15 protein-coding genes are annotated in these 19010 nt (G+C 34.1%); 7 read left to right on the plus strand and 8 right to left on the minus strand.

Annotated features, from left to right (window positions below):
* Window positions 1–36: 36 nt before the first annotated feature.
* From MKS83_RS12125 to smpB, 3 genes are all read right to left on the minus strand, one after another.
* Window positions 37–777 carry a YebC/PmpR family DNA-binding transcriptional regulator gene (locus tag MKS83_RS12125; RefSeq protein ID WP_240579913.1) on the minus strand — a complete coding sequence of 247 codons (741 nt, stop codon included), beginning with the start codon at window positions 775–777 and terminating at the stop codon, window positions 37–39.
* A 93-nt stretch (window positions 778–870) separates the two neighbouring features.
* Window positions 871–2349 carry an OmpA family protein gene (locus MKS83_RS12130; RefSeq protein ID WP_240579914.1) on the minus strand — a complete coding sequence of 493 codons (1479 nt, stop codon included), beginning with the start codon at window positions 2347–2349 and terminating at the stop codon, window positions 871–873.
* A 77-nt stretch (window positions 2350–2426) separates the two neighbouring features.
* Window positions 2427–2885, minus strand: coding sequence for an SsrA-binding protein SmpB (smpB, locus tag MKS83_RS12135; protein WP_240579915.1), 459 nt, complete (start codon window positions 2883–2885; stop codon window positions 2427–2429).
* Window positions 2886–3087: 202 nt separating this feature from the next.
* On the opposite strand from smpB, the gene MKS83_RS12140 reads away from it, so the two are divergent.
* Entirely contained in the window at window positions 3088–4710 is a 1623-nt protein-coding gene (locus MKS83_RS12140; protein ID WP_240579916.1) for an ABC-F family ATP-binding cassette domain-containing protein, read from the plus strand.
* A 135-nt stretch (window positions 4711–4845) separates the two neighbouring features.
* The gene (locus tag MKS83_RS12145) at window positions 4846–5805 is read left to right on the plus strand and encodes a hypothetical protein (RefSeq protein ID WP_240579917.1); all 960 of its coding nucleotides are present in this window, start codon (window positions 4846–4848) and stop codon (window positions 5803–5805) included.
* Window positions 5806–5892: 87 nt separating this feature from the next.
* On the opposite strand, the gene MKS83_RS12150 is transcribed toward MKS83_RS12145, so the two are convergent.
* Entirely contained in the window at window positions 5893–6708 is an 816-nt protein-coding gene (locus MKS83_RS12150; protein ID WP_240579918.1) for a M48 family metallopeptidase, read from the minus strand.
* 130 nt (window positions 6709–6838) lie between these two features.
* Here MKS83_RS12150 and recJ point away from each other — a divergent pair, with 130 nt between their 5' ends.
* The 3 genes from recJ to MKS83_RS12165 are packed head-to-tail and all read left to right on the plus strand — an operon-like array spanning window position 6839 to window position 9513.
* Complete coding sequence (gene recJ, locus MKS83_RS12155; RefSeq protein WP_240579919.1) at window positions 6839–8554, plus strand: single-stranded-DNA-specific exonuclease RecJ; 1716 nt, start codon at window positions 6839–6841, stop codon at window positions 8552–8554.
* 18 nt (window positions 8555–8572) lie between these two features.
* Window positions 8573–9157, plus strand: coding sequence for a nicotinate (nicotinamide) nucleotide adenylyltransferase (gene nadD / locus MKS83_RS12160; protein ID WP_240579920.1), 585 nt, complete (start codon window positions 8573–8575; stop codon window positions 9155–9157).
* A gap of 17 nt (window positions 9158–9174) precedes the next feature.
* Window positions 9175–9513, plus strand: coding sequence for a DUF3817 domain-containing protein (locus MKS83_RS12165; RefSeq protein ID WP_240579921.1), 339 nt, complete (start codon window positions 9175–9177; stop codon window positions 9511–9513).
* 49 nt (window positions 9514–9562) lie between these two features.
* Here the strand turns inward: MKS83_RS12165 and MKS83_RS12170 are convergent, their stop codons facing one another.
* Window positions 9563–11332 (minus strand): Ig-like domain-containing protein, encoded by a 1770-nt coding sequence (locus MKS83_RS12170; protein WP_240579922.1) that lies wholly within the window; start codon window positions 11330–11332, stop codon window positions 9563–9565.
* Window positions 11333–11655: 323 nt separating this feature from the next.
* Here MKS83_RS12170 and MKS83_RS12175 point away from each other — a divergent pair, with 323 nt between their 5' ends.
* Both MKS83_RS12175 and MKS83_RS12180 read left to right on the plus strand, forming a co-directional pair.
* Window positions 11656–13917: a TonB-dependent receptor domain-containing protein gene (locus MKS83_RS12175; RefSeq protein ID WP_240579923.1), complete on the plus strand. Its 2262-nt coding sequence runs from the start codon at window positions 11656–11658 to the stop codon at window positions 13915–13917.
* A gap of 78 nt (window positions 13918–13995) precedes the next feature.
* Window positions 13996–14877, plus strand: a complete 882-nt coding sequence (locus MKS83_RS12180) for an alpha/beta hydrolase (RefSeq protein WP_240579924.1) — start codon at window positions 13996–13998, stop codon at window positions 14875–14877.
* 27 nt (window positions 14878–14904) lie between these two features.
* Here MKS83_RS12180 and MKS83_RS12185 read toward each other — a convergent pair whose 3' ends face one another.
* The 3 genes from MKS83_RS12185 to MKS83_RS12195 all read right to left on the minus strand — a co-directional run bounded on the left by MKS83_RS12185 (window position 14905) and on the right by MKS83_RS12195 (window position 18692).
* Window positions 14905–16662: a discoidin domain-containing protein gene (locus MKS83_RS12185; RefSeq protein ID WP_240579925.1), complete on the minus strand. Its 1758-nt coding sequence runs from the start codon at window positions 16660–16662 to the stop codon at window positions 14905–14907.
* 123 nt (window positions 16663–16785) lie between these two features.
* Complete coding sequence (gene ctlX / locus MKS83_RS12190) at window positions 16786–17706, minus strand: citrulline utilization hydrolase CtlX (protein WP_240579926.1); 921 nt, start codon at window positions 17704–17706, stop codon at window positions 16786–16788.
* A gap of 71 nt (window positions 17707–17777) precedes the next feature.
* Window positions 17778–18692, minus strand: a complete 915-nt coding sequence (locus MKS83_RS12195; RefSeq protein WP_240579927.1) for a dimethylarginine dimethylaminohydrolase family protein — start codon at window positions 18690–18692, stop codon at window positions 17778–17780.
* Window positions 18693–19010 lie beyond the last annotated feature (318 nt).

Here is a 19010-nt window from a genome sequence, read left to right on the forward strand (position 1 = left end):
TTGAAAATTAACTGTATATGAATGCTATATTATTTTTTATAGAGAGTTCATTAACTCTTCTGTAATTTCCATGTTGTGATATACGTTTTGTACGTCATCATCATCTTCGAAACGCTCAAGCATTTTCATATTTGCCTTGAACTGCTCTTCGTTTACTTCTTTCGTATTATTTGGAATTCTTTGCAGTTCTGCGCTTTTTGCTTCTATCCCCAGTTCATCCAATTTATGAGATAAAGATCCGAAATCTTCGAATGCCGTAGTAATCATTACTTCTTCTTCATCTTTCTCCACATCTTCTGCTCCACCGTCAATCATTTCCATTTCAAAATCGTCCCAATCCATTTTAATTTGAGACAAATCGATTGTGAAAATTCCTTTTCTGTCAAAAATAAATGCTAGTTCTCCATTTTTCCCAAGGTTTCCGTCAAACTTATTGAAAATAGCTCTTACATTCGCAACTGTTCTCGTCGTATTGTTTGTAGTACATTCTACGAAAAAAGCGACACCACCCTGTCCGTATCCTTCATAAGTAATTTCTTCATAGTTTTCCGCATCTGCACCACTTGCTTTCTTAATAGCTCTTTCCACATTATCTTTTGGCATATTAGCTCCTTTCGCATTCTGAATGCATCTTCTCAGTGCAGGATTCGATTCAGGATCAGCTCCACCAGCTTTAACTGCCAAAGCAATATCTTTACCTATTTTAGAAAATGTTTTAGCCATTTTATCCCATCTGGCCATTTTAGAAGCTTTTCTATATTCAAACGCTCTTCCCATTTTTATTTTAAATTTTCCACAAAATTAATTAAAAGTCAACGAAAAAAAAATACCCCCAAAAAATTGGAGGTATTTATTATTCAGAAAAATAAATTATTTTTTCTTTTTCTTAGCTGGAGCTTTTTTAACAGCTTTTTTAGCCGGCTTAGTAGCTACAACGATATCATTTTTCTTATAAGTTTCCCAATCTGCACCAGAGATTGCTCTTACAATAACTTTTCTATCAGCTTGTCTTTCCGCATCTGAAGCAGTTGCAGGAACTGTAGCCTCTTGAGAACCGATACCGATAGACTTAAGAGTGTTAGGATTGATACCTCTAGCTTCTAAAGCAGAAACTACAGCAGCAGCTCTTTGTCTAGATAAGTTCAAGTTATAAGCAGCGGAACCTTTAGCATCTGTCATACCCACTACTAGGAAATTAGCCTCATCAGCTTCTTTAATAATTCTAGCAGCTGTATCTAACTTACCGCTTGATTCTGGTCTGATTGTAGCTTTGTTGAAATCAAATAAGATATCTTTCAATGTCTCGTTGATTTTAACTACTGGTGGTTCAGCTGGTTTAGGACAACCATTGTATTCTGGTAATCCAGGAACTGTAGGACAAGCATCATCTTTATCTAAGATACCGTCACCATCTGTATCTGGCCAAGGACAACCGTTGTTTTCAGCAGGACCTGCTACTGTAGGACAAGCATCATCTTTGTCGATAATACCATCACCATCTGTATCTGGCCAAGGACAACCGTTATTTTCTACCGGACCAGCAACATCTGGACACTGATCGTCTTTATCTGGAATACCATCACCATCTGTATCAGGACATCCTTGGAATTCTGGTAAACCTGGTGTATCTGGACAAAGATCATCTTTATCTAAGATACCATCTTTATCTCTATCTCTGTTACCAAATCTAAAGTTCAAAGATGCTGAAGCTTGCCAGAAGTTAGCATAATTTGCTTTATCTCCAGGAGTTGAAACGTAATCTCCTTGTACCCCTAAACCGAAGTTTTTAGTTACCCAGAAATTAACACCTGCACCTGTAGAAACTGTAAAGTGATTAGCTTTACCATTCTCGTTACCATTATCTCCGTTTGAAATAACTTCTCCGTTAGCATCTGTTCTTGGGAAAGTAAGAGAAGTATAGTCGTGTCTCAAATAGTTAGCACCTACTCTTAAATATGGATCGAACCAAGATTCTTCATTCCATAAAAGACCTGCTGCTTTAGCCTGGAAACCAAGACCTGTCATCAACATGAATTCTTTACCCATGTTAAATCTCTTGTTCTCAACATTTCCTACAGAAGTCTGCCAGTCGATAACTAAACCTTTACCAATGTTTCTAGCTACAGTAAGCTTAGACAATGGTGGAGTAATAGAGAAGTTGTTCATATTGAACATTGTCTTCGTCAAATTATTAGCAGAGAACGTATTACTGAAGTTACCTCTTTGTGCCAAATGGTTCTCCGCGTGAGCACCAACTCCGATCAACCAAGGATTGTTGGTCGTCTGAGCGAACACAGTAGAAGCAACAGTAAGCGCCAATGCTGAAATTCCTAATTTTAGATTTTTCATAGAATTAAATGATTAAATAATTGATAATGCAAAATAAATATAATTTTTCTTTATATACAAAGTTTTTTAGATGATTTTTAACTTTTCTTTAATATTCTATCCAGGTTTCGTTTATTTTCTCTATCTTTTATGCTTTCCCTTTTATCAAACAGTTTTTTCCCTCTGCCTAAAGCAATTAAGATCTTTGCTTTTCCCTTGTCGTTGATATATAACTTTAAAGGAATTATTGTATTTCCTGCATCCTTTAATTTTTTCTCAAGCTTTTGCAATTCTTTTTTGTGCAAGAGCAATTTCCGTTCCCTTTTTGTTTTATGATTATAAAAAGTTCCCAATTTATACTCATCGATCATCATATTAATAATGTACAATTCCCTGTCAATAAACTGACAGAATGATTCTGCGATGGAAGCTTTGGATGAGCGTAAAGATTTTATTTCTGTACCTGTTAAAACCATTCCCGCTTCATATTCTTCAAGAATTTCATACTCGAATCTAGCTCTTCTATTTACTATATTGACTGTTTTTTCAATCTTCATTTTTAAAAATTCTTATAAGAAATTATAAAATTTAATATCGCTACACCAATCAATCATCAGGCCATACTCTAAACTCAGCATATATATTAAATTTAATTGATGAAATATATAAAAAATACCGTATATTTAAAAACTTGACTATTACATTATTACAAAATACCCAAATTCTTTTCGTATTTTTGCGCCAAATTTACAAAACTATATGTTAACAGTATCTAACTTATCTTTACAATTCGGGAAAAGAGTTCTTTTTGACGAGGTAAACATTATGTTTACGAAAGGAAATTGCTACGGGATTATCGGAGCAAATGGTGCAGGAAAGTCCACATTCCTTAAAATATTAACAGGAAAGCAGGACCCAACAACAGGACACGTATCTTTGGAACCTGGAAAAAGGATGTCTGTTCTTGAGCAGGATCACTTTGCTTATGACCAATACACGGTACTTGAGGCTGTTTTGAGAGGTAACAAGAAATTATTCGAGATAAAAGAAGAGATGGACGCGCTTTATGCGAAAGAGGACTTCTCTGACGAAGACGGAATTAAAGCCGGAGAACTAGGAGTAATCTATGATGAAATGGGTGGCTGGACTGCAGAATCTGACGCACAGACCATGCTTTCAAACGTAGGAATTACTGAAGATATGCACTGGCAGATGATGAGTGAGCTTGAAAACAAGGATAAAGTAAAAGTCCTATTAGCTCAGGCACTTTTCGGAAATCCAGATGTACTTATTTTGGACGAACCTACAAACGACCTTGACATCGATACGATTTCCTGGTTAGAAGATTTCCTGGCAGACTACGAAAACACAGTAATCGTTGTATCTCACGACCGTCACTTCTTAGACACAGTTTGTACGCACATCGGTGACTTGGATTATGCTAAACTTAATCTCTACACAGGTAACTACTCTTTCTGGTATCAGGCTTCTCAGTTAGCGACAAGACAAAGAGCTCAGGCTAACAAAAAAGCAGAAGAAAAGAAAAAAGAGCTTCAAGACTTCATCGCAAGATTTAGTTCGAACGTTGCAAAAGCTAAACAGGCAACTGCAAGAAAGAAAATGATTGATAAATTGAACATCGATGACATTAAACCATCTTCAAGAAGATATCCGGCAATTATTTTCGAAATGGAAAGAGAAGCTGGAGATCAGATTTTGGATGTTAAAGGTCTTGAAAAAACAAAAGACGGAGAATTATTGTTCTCAAATATTGATCTAAACCTTAGAAAAGGTGATAAAGTAGCTGTTTTGTCTAAAAATTCATTGGCCATTACAGAATTCTTTGAAATTTTAGCAGGAAACGTTGAAGCAGACAAAGGAAGTGTTGCTTGGGGAGTTACCACTACTCAATCTCACATGCCTTTAGACAACACCAACTTCTTCCAGGAAGATTTAAGCCTGGTTGACTGGTTGAGACAATTCACGAAAAATGATGAAGAGCGTCACGAAGAATTTGTACGAGGATTCTTAGGAAGAATGCTTTTCTCTGGCGATGAAGCGCTAAAATCTTGTAAAGTACTTTCCGGGGGTGAAAAAATGAGATGTATGTTCAGCAGAATGATGCTTCAGAAAGCGAACGTTCTTTTATTGGATGAGCCTACGAACCACTTAGACCTTGAAAGTATCACAACATTGAACAACTCATTGTCTAATTTCAAAGGAAACATTTTACTGGCTTCTCATGACCACGAAATGCTTTCAACGGTCTGTAACAGAATCATCGAATTGACACCAAACGGAATTATCGACAGAGAAATGACTTACGACGAATATCTTGCTGATAAAAAAGTAAAAGAACTGAGAGAAAAGGTGTATTCTTAATATCTTAAGTCATATTAAATAAAAATTCCTCAAATTAATTTGAGGAATTTTTATTTTTAAAGAAAAAAAATGAAAGCCTTCTATTTTATATTTATATTTTCCTTGTTTTCTTGTCAGGAAAAAATTAAGTTCAATATGCCCGAATATGATGATGTAATGATGACTTCAAATTCCTATAATCTTCCCTTTAATGTAAATTTTACTCAGGAGACTTTACCGAAAGGGCTGAAAAGGTTTGAACAGAAACAAAATAATGAACTTTTAAATATTTTAGAATACGACCATCAGGGAAATCTCATCTTCAAATATTATAGACAATTTGTAAGCGAAACCTGGAACGGAAAATTTCTAACAATTATTGAGCGTAATTTCTACAATAATAAAAACCAATTAACAAAAACAATTGTTTTAAATTCTAATACAGGATCAAGCGAAAATGAATACGATTACGATTCTGAAGGAAACTTGATTCTAGTAAAAACAAGAGGGTTACCAGCATGTGGCAACAACAATAATCCTTGGAGGTATATCGAAAATTTAATTGCAATTAATGATTTTGATGCAGATAAAAATGTAATTAAGGTTGACAAAAACATAAATTATAACTCATTAATTTATAAATATGACTTTAATAAAAAACAAGTAACTACCTACTTTAAAAATCAGGAACCAGATCAAAATTTTTATATTGTTTATAATTTTAATTCTTTAAACCAACTGATTTCCAAAACAGCTTTTGATCGAAATTCAGTTAATTACTCCAATTCTTATTTCATTGAATATAATGGTAATAAAAAAGTAACTAAAGAATATGATGATGAGAAAAATACAACTCAAACAACAAATGAATTTAAAGAAAACCTATTCACAATTATTGAAACTATTAACACTGAATTTCACTTTAAACAAAAAAGAAAATATTTTGGAAAAACCTTAATTTCTGACGATAGTTTTACCGAAAACAACAATGAAAAAACATTGGAAAAATATGATCTTGATGAATATAATATTCCGACAAAGATGACTCATGACACCAATGGAAAAATTGATTCCGAAGCTTCTTTTTTGAATAAATATGAATTTTTCAAAAATTAAGCTTTGCCAGATTCCTAGAAATTAATTGAAAAATAAAAATCTCCAAATTAATTTGGAGATTTTTATTTTTCAATTATTGATATAAGACTATTTCGTCAGTTTAGTTTTAGGTAAAGAAACTGTTCCTGGATCTTTCCAAAGCCCATCTTTTTCAGCACGCTTTTTTACCGCTTCAGCTCTTTTATTGCTATCGGGGTGAGAGTTAAACATTTTCTCAAATCCTGTTTGCGCCTCTCCACCTTCAGAAAGCAAAGCCAATTTTTTAAACGCCGTGTAAGCTCCTACTACATTATATTTATTCGTTTTCATGAAATTGTAGGAATATGTATCTGCTTCGGATTCTTGTTTTTTGCTGTGAGAAGCATCAAGGAAAGCATTAGCCATTTTTCCGATCTGCCCGTCATTCAGGGTTGCCACAGTGTTTGAAGCTGAAGAAGCAGCATCTAAAGCTGCCGCTTTTAAGTAGGCAGATTTCATAGCATCTTTTGTATCCTGATTTTTCACATGACCGATTTCATGACCGATTACAGCTAATAACTCTTCATCCGTCATAATATCCATTAACGATGAAAATACACGTACACTTCCGTCTGCACACGCAAAAGCATTAATATCTTTCACCAAATAAACTTTATAATTCAGATTAAGCCCATCCTGACTTTTATGCTTTCCGAAAAGCTTATTTAGCCTGATTGTATAAGGATCTTTTGGACCTGCTACCTTATTATTTTTATCCATCCATTCAACAGATTCTTTGGATAATTTAATAGCATCTTCGTTTGTAAAAGTAAGAGCTTTTGCTCCGTTAGAAATAACCCCTGCAGCTTTTCCTAAATTGATTTTTTGCGCATTAACCGAGTGCATTGCCCCAATGAACATCAGGCAGAGTACAGTTTTTTTCATAATTGTTTTTAAATTTGGACCGCGAAGGTAGTTATTTTTAAGATAATTTGAATGTTAAAATTTTAAAACTACGATTTGAATGTATTTTTTTATCTTAGGCTTTTAAAACTTTTTTCCCTATTTTTGTAAGATGAGTCAAAAATGGATTTACAAGCCTGAACCGGATGAAGATATTGTAGACAGATTAAGTTCGTCACTTGGTTTTGGAACTTTTGAATCTAAGCTTCTCGTTTTGAGAGGTATTGACAATTATCAAAAGGCCCGAGAATTCTTCAAACCGAATCTTAACGACATTCACAATCCATTTTTAATGGCCGATATGCAAAAAGCAGTTGAGCGTATTGCTACCGCTATTGAAAATGGTGAAAAAATATTAGTATATGGTGATTACGACGTAGACGGAACTACGGCTGTAGCACTGATGTATCTTTACCTCAGCAAAATTGTTGAGAAAAAATATTTAGACTATTATATTCCCGACAGAAATTCTGAAGGATATGGAATTTCAACTGAAGGTATTGACTTTGCTAAAGAAAATGGTTTTTCTTTAATCATTGCTCTTGATTGTGGAATCAAAGCCTTGGATATGATAAGCTATGCTCAGAACCTGGATATTGATTTTATCATTTGTGATCACCATTTACCGGGAGAAGAAATTCCGAATGCCGTTGCTGTTCTAGATCCAAAAAGAAGCGACTGTCGTTATCCTTTCAAAGAACTTTCAGGTTGTGGAGTTGGTTTCAAACTTTGCCAAGGTTTGAATACTATCTATAAAATTCCTGAAACAGAACTGTTTGAATTAACCGATTTGTTAGCAATTTCTATCGCTGCAGATATTGTTTCTATGACAGGTGAAAACCGGGTTTTAGCCAAAATGGGACTTAAAGTTTTGCGAAAAACTAGAAATTTAGGTTTAAGATTATTAATTCCTGAAGATAAATTATCTCACTTTGAAATTTCAAATATTGTTTTTGAAATTGCTCCTAAAATAAATGCTGCCGGAAGAATTTCTCATGGTAAGGCTGCTGTAGAGCTTATGGTATCAGATAATTTAAAACATGCTCATCAGATAGTAAGTGATATTATGAACCTCAATGATGAAAGAAGGGAACTTGATATGAACTCTACTCTTTCTGCGCTTAATCAGATCATAGAATCCCAACAGCAGACAAAACACAGCACTATTGTTTATCATCCTGAATGGAACAAAGGGGTAATCGGAATTGTAGCTTCCCGACTGATCGAAACATATTATAAGCCAACTCTGGTTTTTACTGACGGTAATAATGGGGAAATGGTAGCCTCCGCAAGATCCGTTTCAGATTTTGACGTACATGAAGCGCTGGATATGTGCTCAGAATATTTTTTAAAATTCGGAGGACATCATGCTGCAGCAGGCCTTTCGATGGAAAAAGACAAATTTGAAGCTTTCAAGGAAAAATTTGAAAAAGTAGTTTCAGAAAAAATCAAGGAGCATCAGAAAGAACCTTCTATCAGTATTGATACGGAAATTCAGATTGAAGATATCAACCGTGAATTCATCAATTTTCATAGGAAACTGGCTCCTTTTGGTCCTCATAATATGAAACCTATATTTTCCATGACTAACCAGAAACTCTCCGGTTATGTAAAAACAATGGGAAAAGATAATAATCATCTTAAGTTTTATATCAGACAGGAATCTACTAACAGAAATATAGAGTGCGTAGGTTTTAAACTAGGGCAATTTGCTGAGGAATTTAAGAATAAAAGCTTTGATATTGCCTTTACATTAGAAGAAAACCACTGGAAAGGAAATGTGACTCATTATTTAAATATTAAAGACGTAAAGTTCAGAGATAATTAATCATTCATTGTGCTCACTATGAAAAAAATTGGTCTTTTCTTTGGCTCTTTTAATCCTATTCACATCGGTCATCTGATTCTTGCCAATTATATTTTAGAGAATTCAGATATGAATGAAGTCTGGTTTGTGGTAAGTCCTCAAAATCCGTTTAAAGACAAAAAGACGCTGTTGAATGATCATAACAGACTTGATATGGTAGAACTGGCGCTTAAAAACTATCCCAATATTAAAGCTTCGAATGTTGAGTTTTCTCTTCCAAAACCAAGCTATACGATCGATACTTTGGCCTATCTTAATGAAAAATATCCTAAGTATTCCTTCAGCCTGATTATGGGAGAAGATAATTTAAAGAGTCTTCACAAATGGAAGAATGCAGATTATCTGATCAAAAACTACCATATCATCGTATATCCAAGAGTTTCTGAAGGTGAAGCAAAAGCCTCAGAATATCAAAACCATGAAAATATATCTTTGATCAAAGCCCCTATTATAGAGCTTTCTGCTACCGAAATCCGAAATATGATCAAAGAAAACAAAAATGTAAGACCGATGCTTCCGCCTGAAGTTTTTGAATATCTGGATGGCAGTAGTTTTTATAAATAGAAGTTAGACAAATTGTAATGGATTTTCTCGAAAAAATTTTCGCAAAATATAGCCAAGAACAAGTTATTAAATGGTTTAGACGAATTTGTTTAGCCGAAGCATTATCATGGTTCTTTCTTTTTACGGCCATGATCTGGATTCGTGTTGATCCCCATGGCATCATTCCCATTGTTTATATCAGTACGATTGGCAGTATTCATGGATTGTTTTTCACAATATATCTTATCTTTTTGCCATCTATGAGAAAAATATTTGCTTGGGATGATGAAGATTTTGTGTTTTCATTGATCTCTGCTTTTTTCCCTTTTGCCACGATTTGGATTGATAAAAAATTAGCTCGCTTCGACAGAGAATAAATAAAAAAAGGACTCTTTCGGTCCTTTTTTATAAATGTTCTGATAACTTTTAATTATCTCTGATAACGTGTCCTGTTACAGAAAGCGTATGATTTCCTGTAGAATTGGTGTAGGTTCCATTGATTGTAAAATCAATATATTGTCCTATTGCTCCAAGATTACTTATTTGTAATGTTAAAGTACTTCCTAAAGATGGGATTCCATTTGGTGACGAGCCACTTCCTATCACATCTAGATAATTGAATGTATTATAAGTTCCCATACCCAATATATTTGGAACTACCATTTGAAAGCCTCCTAATGCTGAATTTGGAGGATAACAGGTAACCACCATAGTATTTGTACTTGAAGAATATTCTGCACCTATTGGAGGTAGCAGATTTTTAGATGACTGATTATCTACTTTATATATAATAAATTCACTTATCCCAGTACAAACAGTTATATTTCCCAAATTAGTTGTCGCTGCTGTTGGTGTAACATTTATTTCTCCCGTAGATCGCATGTTTGCCGTATCAAAAGCTTCTAAAACAAACTGTTGTCCTGAATTACATGAATAAATATTGGCGCTGAAGGTACCGGTACTACTCACTGGCACTGAAACATACTGAAAATATGTTCCATTCACAGCTTTTAGTGTTACAAATCCATCTGTTACATCTGCATTTGTACAGGTTTTAAGATTTCCCTGGATAATATAATTTGTTCCCGAAGGTGTTACCACAATATCTGGTAAGACATAAAGATTAGCCGCCGTAACTGGTGCAACAGTAGAGGTATAAACAATCGAATTACAGTTATCATACACTTTTAAAACTAAACTTTCACCAGCTGGGATAATACCTGTCACTACTCCATTATTGTCTGTAATACCTGCAACCTCGTAAGTTTGCGAATTTCTTTTAAGAGTAACTTTAGCATTAGCCAAAGGTTGCCCTGTATTGTTTTTTACTGTAACTTTTAATGTTGCTTGAGGAAGCTGTATATCGCAATTCCACCAAGAAAAATGGCTTACTGTTCCTACATAAGTGTTTCCAACTTTTGTTACAGAACCTTCTTCATTCCACATTCCAGTGTTTTCGTTGTAAGACCATAAAGGAATTGTACTAGGCGATGTTGATGACTGTGACGCATCTATCGGCATGGTAATTTCAGCAGTGTGTCCAGTCGCAATTTGAAGATTTTGACCTGCACTTCCCGTTAATTGTACGTGCAACATTCCAAAAGTTTCCATTATTCTTGCACTTCCGTTTGAACTCGTTGCCAAAAACGAACCCGGCATTAATTCATTTAAATAGGGATTAGAAGGCGCTAAATGATAAAGAGAAACACTTACACTTCCTGAATAAGCATTACCGTTGGCGTCTTTAAAGCTACCATCAAATTTTACTTTTGTGCCGTCAGCAAGAGAAACCGTTGATGTCGCTCCAGAAGAAACCGTAGAAGTAAGCGTTTCCGGAATCATCATAATGTTTACACGATTCATCCCATTAGAAGGAACTAAAACTCGTGAAGCATTTATAAAACCTGCTTTCGTTACTTTAATGTGGGCAAAATTTTCTTGGACAGAAGCATTTTTTAAGATAAAAAAACCTTTGTAATTAGTCGCAACCGAAGTTGTCCCAATTTGCACTGTTGCTCCATAAATAGGAGTTCCATTTGTATCTAAAATGACACCTTGAAAGTCTTTTTGTGTTGTACTTCCAAAATTATAGTTTGATTGGGGATTTAAATTTTCGTTACCCGTTTCCACGAAAGACTCATCTTTACATGAAAATACCAACGATAACATTAAAAATAAAAAATAAAATTTCCTCATATGTTATTAATTAAAAAATTCAGTCTAAAATATTGATTTTTAAGTGAAACTTTATATTATTTTCATATTCATTTTTATTATTTAAATATTTTCTAATCTGCTGTAACAAAATCTAGGCTACAGTTGTCTTATTATGTAGATAATCAAAAAGTTTAAAAATTAACATTTAAATTTTAACAACTGTAAATCAAGTAGTTAAAATTATTTCAAAAATATTTTTAGTACTTTGTATTGCATAATACTTAATTTATTATATATCTTTGCAATGTTAAATAATAACAAATACAAGCTATTAAACATAAAACACTCTTAAAAATAAAATTATGAAAACGCCAATTCTCATCGCAGCCATATTCTTCAGCGGATTAGCCTTCGCTCAACAAAAAAAGCAGGATACTGCAAAAACACAAAATATTGAAGCCGTTACTTTAAAAAAGCAGGTATTTAAAAAACAAAGCGACCGTTTTGTTTACGATGTTGCCGCATCTCCTGTAGCCAAAGGAAATACAACTTTTGATCTTTTAAAACAAACTCCACTTCTATCTACAACAGATGATAAAACATTAAAGATTGCGGGAAAAAACAATGCGCTGGTCTACATCAATGGCAGAAAAACCAATATGGACGCAGAGTCTTTAACACAGTTTTTAAAGAATACTCCTGCAGAAAATATCCAGAAAATTGAAGTAATTACTGTTCCCGGAAGTGAATATCAAGTAGAGTCTTCTGATGGTATCATTAACATTATCCTGAAAAAGAAAATGAGTGACGGAACCAGCGGAAATATGAGAATGGCGAATTCTCAAAACAAATACAATGCAAGTTCTGCGAGCTTCTCTGTAAATTATAGAAAAGATAAGTTAGGAATCAGCGCCAATTTAAATGGTGGAGAAAATATTGAGGCTCAAACCTACACTTTAAGAAATGGAAACAGTGAATATTCTAACGAGTCAGTAGGTGATATTAATGACCCAAATAAAAACTTAGGAGGTTATTTGAATATCGATTATCAACTGACAGATAAAAGCAATATAGCTCTGACATGGAATTCTTGGGCAAACAGAAGTTATAATTCTACGGTTGATCTTTTCAATACTGTTCGGGCTTATAATCCGGATACACAAAAATTTGAAACCAACTATACCAATTCAAGAAACAAAGAAAATGCAAGGTCTTATAATAATTCATTGAATTTAAATTATGAGCTTAAGACCGATTCTTTGGGAAGTAAGTTAAATTTGAATGCGGCCTATCTTAATTATAAAAGATTTCAGTTTACAGATAATGGAACCTGGTCACAAGATCCTTTCGGAAACTATACTGTTCTGGATCAAAGGGTAATACAGGATTTACCACAGGTCATTAACAACTTTTCCGGAACTGTAGATTATATCAAAAAATTTAAAAATGATTTTACAGTTTCATTGGGAGGAAACTATAACAAAACAAAAACCGATAATGACACCAAGAACTTTACCTATGATGATAATGGTGTAACGCCAACTCCAAATCACTTTATTTATGATGAAAGCATTTATGGTTTATACCTTACTTTAGAAAAGAAATTTTCTGATAAGTTCTCCGGGAAAATAGGAACAAGATATGAGATCACCAATAGTTTGGGAACTTCAGATAATGCTCCCAGCGTAGACCTTAGAAGAATTGAGCGAAATTATAATAATCTTCTACCTTATCTTAGTCTGAACTATGCTATTAATGATAAGAACAATATTTCTTATGCATTTTCAAGCAGAATGAGAAGACCTAGCTTTTGGGAACTTAATCCTGTCAGAAATATTCTTACAGAAACCAATTATACACAAAACGACCCTTTTGTAAAAGCCTCTTCTACCTATAACCAGGAATTGACCTATATGTATAAAAATTCATATTTCCTGATTTTAAACCACTCATTATTTAAGGATGTTATTACACAGGTTCCACTTCAAGGCTTTGCAAAATCTCAGGACGGTACTGTTAGTAAAAAAAGTGTACTTCGATATATCAGAACCAATTTTGGTGATAAACAAGAGATGTCTGCAATGTTAGGTGTTCAGAAGTCATTCTTTAAACAATATTTGACTACCAATTTTAATATTGGAGTTCAGCATAATATTAACGACGGAACTTTAGCAATAGATCCTACAACTGGTGATTCTTTTTGGGATAAAGACGGGAACCAACTGGTTTATACTAATAAGAGAAATTCCACAAGTATTGTTATTCAAACCAATAACACCATACGTTTAGACAAAAACAAAACATGGTTTTTAGGAGTCAATTATTTCTTCGTGGACAAACAACAGATAGAACTTGGGGTGTTGAAGAACCTGATGAGTCTTGATATGAGCCTAAAAAAAATCTGGAACGAATGGACCTTCGCTTTAAATGTAAATGATATTCTAAAAACAAATGTTGTTGAAATCGAAGACTACCAAAGCAACGGAAACTATAATTATATTCATCAGAACAGATATAATTTCGGAATGACTTTCAGTATTGTATACAACTTCGGAAACCAGAAAGTGAAGAAGGTAAGAACTATTGAAGGAGCTTCGGATGATATCAAAAGCAGAACACGTTAATACACAATCATCTTCATATATATTTATTTTGTACAATGGCCCGCTGATCTCTCAGTGGGTTTTGTTATATTTATAATTATGAAAAACTACCTGTTGTTCTTATTTCTCTTGTTAATTTTCCTTAACTGCAAAAAAGAAGAAACCATCAAGCTCGGAAAGAATGTTTCTTTTACTGTAGAAAAGAATCTTTCATATGGAAATAATTCTGAGCAAAAGCTAGACTTCTATCTTCCCAAAAACAGAGGTCCAATAAAAGGTATTTTTGTTCTTATTCATGGAGGTGGCTGGAAAGCAGGGGACAAATCAAATCTTAATTATTTTGCTCTTTCCATGATGGAAAAATTTCCTGATTATGCTTTCGCTAATATTAATTACAGATTGGCAGATAATACGAGCTTTATTCTTCCCAATCAAACCAATGATATTGACAGCGTTTTAGATTTTTTGGTTAAAAAAACATCAGTAAAAAAATTTAGTCCACAGTTTATTTTGCTTGGAAATAGCGCGGGTGCACATTTATCGTTACTATATGGTTATAACAGGCTTTTCGACAGTAAATACAGAACGAAAGTAAAAGCTATCATAAATATTGTAGGACCGGCAGATTTACGTGATCCTAATTTTGCCAATTACACCGATTATTCTTTTGTTCAAAAGCATATGATCGATTTAACAAAGCCTACCCCGACAGATATTACTAATCTGGATATTCCCAATCCTGTTTTTTGGATCAATGAAACCTCACCTCCTACTATTTCTTTTTATGGGAATCGAGATCAGGTTATCCCTCTTTCTCAAAAGAAAATTTTAGATTCCGTTCTGAATACAAATAACGTTTATAACCGTTCTTATGAGTTTTCCGGTGGTCATTTGGATTGGAGTAATGAGAGCAATTCTCCTTTTGTAATCAACTCAATTTATCAATTTCTAAAACAAGTCAATAAAACAAAAACGCTTTGATTATTTCAAAGCGCTTGTATTTTTAATTTATTCCGATTTAAAAACTTCCGTTCTTTCTGAAACGCCATTCGCGTTAAAAGCTTCGATCTGGAAATAATAAGCATCCGTTCTGTCTGCTCCGGTAAAGAAATATTCGTTTTTCCCATACACCATGATACTTCCGTATAACTTACCTGGAGATTTTCCCCAATAAATTACATATCCGTCCGCATCGGAATTCTGCTGCCATTTCATCCAGATACTTCTTCTCTCACCATATTTTTTAGGATCAGCTCTCAGAGGAACAAAATTTTGAACTTTTGGAGGAACAGTTCCCGCTCCTTTTCCGAATACTCTGAAACCGCTCAATGCAAATTTTCCTGTTGGCATTTTCAGATTTTCCATTTTCAGGAATCTTGCTTTTGCAGGTTTTTCCAGTTCTACATAATCGTGAGGAACATCTTTAGTATTTTTACTTTTATCTACAATAACATTCCATTTTTTACCATCATTCGAACCATAGATTTTATACTGATGCATTTTACCTAAGGTTTTCCCTAAAAATTCAACATCCTGATCTGCATAATTGATCTGAATAGCATTAATGGTAGAAACCTCACCTAGATCAGTTTGGAACCATTCACCGGCATTTCCTGTTTTTGCACTCCAGTATGTTTTAATATCTTCATCCACCGCATAATTAGAATGATATCCTCCCAGTGTTGATGAAACCTGAACCGGTTTATTATAATTCAGCAACATCCAGCCTGCAAATAAACCTTTTGAAAAGTCCTTTCCTTGCGCATATTGCGGAAGATAGGTCGGATAATCCCCGTAAGCGGTATTGCAATACATGACATCATCTTTATCAAATCCTGCAGGCCAGATTCCCAAACGTCTTTCAAAATTATTTTTAGTGGAAATAAAAATTGTTGAAACGTGCCACCAATTCTTGTAGTTATCCTCAAACGTTGCACCATGTCCCGCTCCTCTTGCAAAACCTCCGGGCTTATACGAAAATGGATTGTGCTGTTGATATTCAAATCCTTCCAAAGGTTTGTTGCTGACGTAAACTCCATCCGAATATCCGCTGAACTCTGTTGCAGGAGCACCATACTGCATATAATATTTACCATTATGCTTTGTCATCCAGGCTCCCTCTACAAAAGGCTGTAAGAAAACATTGTCATTATATTCTCCGAACCTTTCCCAACCGTGATCTTCCGGTTTTAATCTTAAAATAGGTTTTACAAAACCTTCCGACTGCAAGGTCTTGGTTTTAACTTCAGTCCCTAATAATGGCCACTCATTACTTGAACCCCAATATAAGTATAACTTATTTTTATCTTCATCATAATGAAAAGCAGGATCCCAAGCTCCGACTTTCAAAGTATCTACGGCTATTTTCCAATCATCTTTTGTTGGATTTGTACTTTTCCAGATAGGAAAATCCTGTTCCCAGGTAGAACCAAAAACATATAAGGTATCTTTCATTGCCCAAACTGCAGGAGCGTTCAAATCATGGATATATTTATTATCTCTAAGAAATTTTCTTTTCACAAACTTCCAGTCAAGCATATCATCACTGTACCAATACCCTTCCTGATTGGTTGAGAAAAGAAACAGCTTATTTTTAAAATTTATAATGACCGGGTCTGCGGTAGCACGGTGTTTTCCCTGTTTTGAAAAAACTTCGAAAGGAGTATATCCGTAATCTATATTGATAGGATTACAGAATGTTTTTTGTTGGGAATAAGAGCATATCGCAATGAAGACTCCTAAACTTATCATTAATTTTTTTATCATAATAGCCTATTTCATTATTGCAAATTTAGCCTAATTTTTTGAAGCATTTTCAGAGCTCATATTAATAAAAAAACTTCCGGCTGAATTAGCAACCGGAAGTTTAGTCTACATCCTTAAAATAAATTATTTTTTCGGTAAGAAAACTTCAGCAAGCATACATCGCGCACTGCCTCCTCCGTTTACTTCTATTGTATTCAGGTCTGAGTAGATAATTTCGCAATATTTTTCTATTGCAGAAATCTGACCTGGATTTAATGATTGGTAGGCAGTCTGGCTCATTACCAAAAACTTTTTGCCGTCTTTATTTTGAACCTGAAGCATATTTCCTGCAAATTGCTGCATTTGTGCTTCCGAAATCTCAATGATTTCTTTCCCTGAATTTTTAATCGTTTCGACTACTTTTTCTCTTTCTACCTTATTATCAATACAATCTAAACAAATGACAACAAATTGATCCGCTACACACATCATGACATTGGTATGATAAATAGGAAGTCTTTCTTCTCCAACCGTTTGATATGAATGGAAAACGACCGGTGTAAAACCATATTTTTCACAAAATTCTCTGAATAGATTTTCATCTAACCGTAAAGAAACCGACCCGTATGCAATTTTATTATCGTGATCGAAAATCATACTTCCGGTTCCTTCCAGAAAGTGTCCTTGGGTTTCCGGAAATGACCAGTCGTCAATTTCAGTCACTTCAAATCCCTCCTGAATACTCTCAATAATATCCTCTCTTCTCTCAACTCTTCTGTTTGAAGCGAACATCGGATATAAAACCACTTTCCCGTCTTTATGGAAACTCACCCAGTTATTAGGGAAAATAGAATCCGGAGTATGAGGATCTAATGTGTCTTTTATGGTAATAACATTAATTCCTTTAGATCTTAGTTTTCCGACAAAAGTATTAAATTCAGCTAATGCTTTGGACTGAATATCAGAACCCGTTTGCTCAACCTGAAAATAATTATTTTTTGCCGTTTCTGCATTATAACCGAATGCAATCGGTTCTATCATTAATACTGTATCTGTTGTCTGCATTTTGTTTAATTTAAAGATTGAAAAATTAAAAAATTTTCAAACTATCCCACAATAAAATTTTAAGATTCAGATCACTCTCTGACAAGCGGCATTGTGGAACACCTCAACAAACCTCCCATTTTAGAAATTTCTCGGTAAGGAATCTCTTCAACTGTCATTCCCCATTCGTCTCTGAGATGATTATTCATTCTTGTGAATGCTTTGTCCGAAACAACAATCTCCGGTGAGATGGAAAAAATATTCGGAAACATTTCAAACATTTCTTCCGCCGTAACATGGAAACAGTTTTCTTCCCCAAAAATGTCGATGATTAAATTATAATCACTTTCGTCCACAAAACCGTCTTTATAAATAATACATTTATCTTTCCCAACAGGATTGAAAGTACAATCCAGATGTAAAATCCCCTCATACGGGACTTTATCATTCTTTTTTAGTTCAAGATCGATAATTCTTTTCTTAGGAAAATATTCCTTAAGAATTTCAATAGCATATTCGTTGGTTCTGGCTGTTTTATAGCTTCTGTAATCTTCACTGAAGCACGTTCCTATAAAAAGGAAGTCATCCCAGACAATAACATCGCCTCCTTCGATATGAGCAGTTTCCGGAAGATTGATAATTTTTCTCCAGGCTACTTTTTCAAAAACTTTTTTATAAGCTTCCTGCTCATCTGCTCTGTCTGCGATTACATTTGAAATGATCATTTTATCATCAATCACAAACGCCACATCTCTGGCAAAAACCTGATTATAATCTTTTATAATTTCCGGGCGCAGAACTTCTACATCATATTTTTTCAGCACCGCTTCAAAAGCATTCATTTCATTAATAATGTCAGCTTCCTTCGGATACATATTATGTTCTATCGTGTAATAAGATTTAGCATCATAGCTTTCTTCCAGCGTAGGAACAGCTCCCATTGAATTGGGTTGCCCTAAAACCACAGATTTCAGCCTCCCCGTTTCATTTTTTATATTTAGTCTCATAAAGATTTATGCAATGCTACAAATATAAGTAAAGGTCTCTATCTGGGAAACTTTTGTACGGTTTTTAGGCTGGTAATTAAGTATTATTCTGCAAAATCTTCTTATTGCAGATTTTTACTTAAGTTCATCCGCAGACTAAATCATTTATTTGCTTGAATACCTCGTTTCTTTAGATAATTTTATTAACAATATATTGTTTGTTAATTATTTAACATCAAAATTTAATTAATGGCAATCACATATTAGTAACATAAACGATTAACAGTTGAATAACCCCAATCATGAAGACAAAAAAATCCGTACTGAAAAACGCACAAA

Source organism: Chryseobacterium sp. Y16C (assembly GCF_022488405.1).
Lineage (GTDB): Bacteria > Bacteroidota > Bacteroidia > Flavobacteriales > Weeksellaceae > Chryseobacterium > Chryseobacterium geocarposphaerae.

Bases quoted from the DNA above. Each gene is read 5' to 3' on its own strand.
- MKS83_RS12125 (WP_240579913.1), bottom strand. From the start codon at position 777: ATGGGAAGAGCGTTTGAATATAGAAAAGCTTCTAAAATGGCCAGATGG.
- MKS83_RS12130 (WP_240579914.1), bottom strand. From the start codon at position 2,349: ATGAAAAATCTAAAATTAGGAATTTCAGCATTGGCGCTTACTGTTGCT.
- smpB (WP_240579915.1), bottom strand. From the start codon at position 2,885: ATGAAGATTGAAAAAACAGTCAATATAGTAAATAGAAGAGCTAGATTC.
- MKS83_RS12140 (WP_240579916.1), top strand. From the start codon at position 3,088: ATGTTAACAGTATCTAACTTATCTTTACAATTCGGGAAAAGAGTTCTT.
- MKS83_RS12145 (WP_240579917.1), top strand. From the start codon at position 4,846: ATGCCCGAATATGATGATGTAATGATGACTTCAAATTCCTATAATCTT.
- MKS83_RS12150 (WP_240579918.1), bottom strand. From the start codon at position 6,708: ATGAAAAAAACTGTACTCTGCCTGATGTTCATTGGGGCAATGCACTCG.
- recJ (WP_240579919.1), top strand. From the start codon at position 6,839: ATGAGTCAAAAATGGATTTACAAGCCTGAACCGGATGAAGATATTGTA.
- nadD (WP_240579920.1), top strand. From the start codon at position 8,573: ATGAAAAAAATTGGTCTTTTCTTTGGCTCTTTTAATCCTATTCACATC.
- MKS83_RS12165 (WP_240579921.1), top strand. From the start codon at position 9,175: ATGGATTTTCTCGAAAAAATTTTCGCAAAATATAGCCAAGAACAAGTT.
- MKS83_RS12170 (WP_240579922.1), bottom strand. From the start codon at position 11,332: ATGAGGAAATTTTATTTTTTATTTTTAATGTTATCGTTGGTATTTTCA.
- MKS83_RS12175 (WP_240579923.1), top strand. From the start codon at position 11,656: ATGAAAACGCCAATTCTCATCGCAGCCATATTCTTCAGCGGATTAGCC.
- MKS83_RS12180 (WP_240579924.1), top strand. From the start codon at position 13,996: ATGAAAAACTACCTGTTGTTCTTATTTCTCTTGTTAATTTTCCTTAAC.
- MKS83_RS12185 (WP_240579925.1), bottom strand. From the start codon at position 16,662: ATGATAAAAAAATTAATGATAAGTTTAGGAGTCTTCATTGCGATATGC.
- ctlX (WP_240579926.1), bottom strand. From the start codon at position 17,706: ATGCAGACAACAGATACAGTATTAATGATAGAACCGATTGCATTCGGT.
- MKS83_RS12195 (WP_240579927.1), bottom strand. From the start codon at position 18,692: ATGAGACTAAATATAAAAAATGAAACGGGGAGGCTGAAATCTGTGGTT.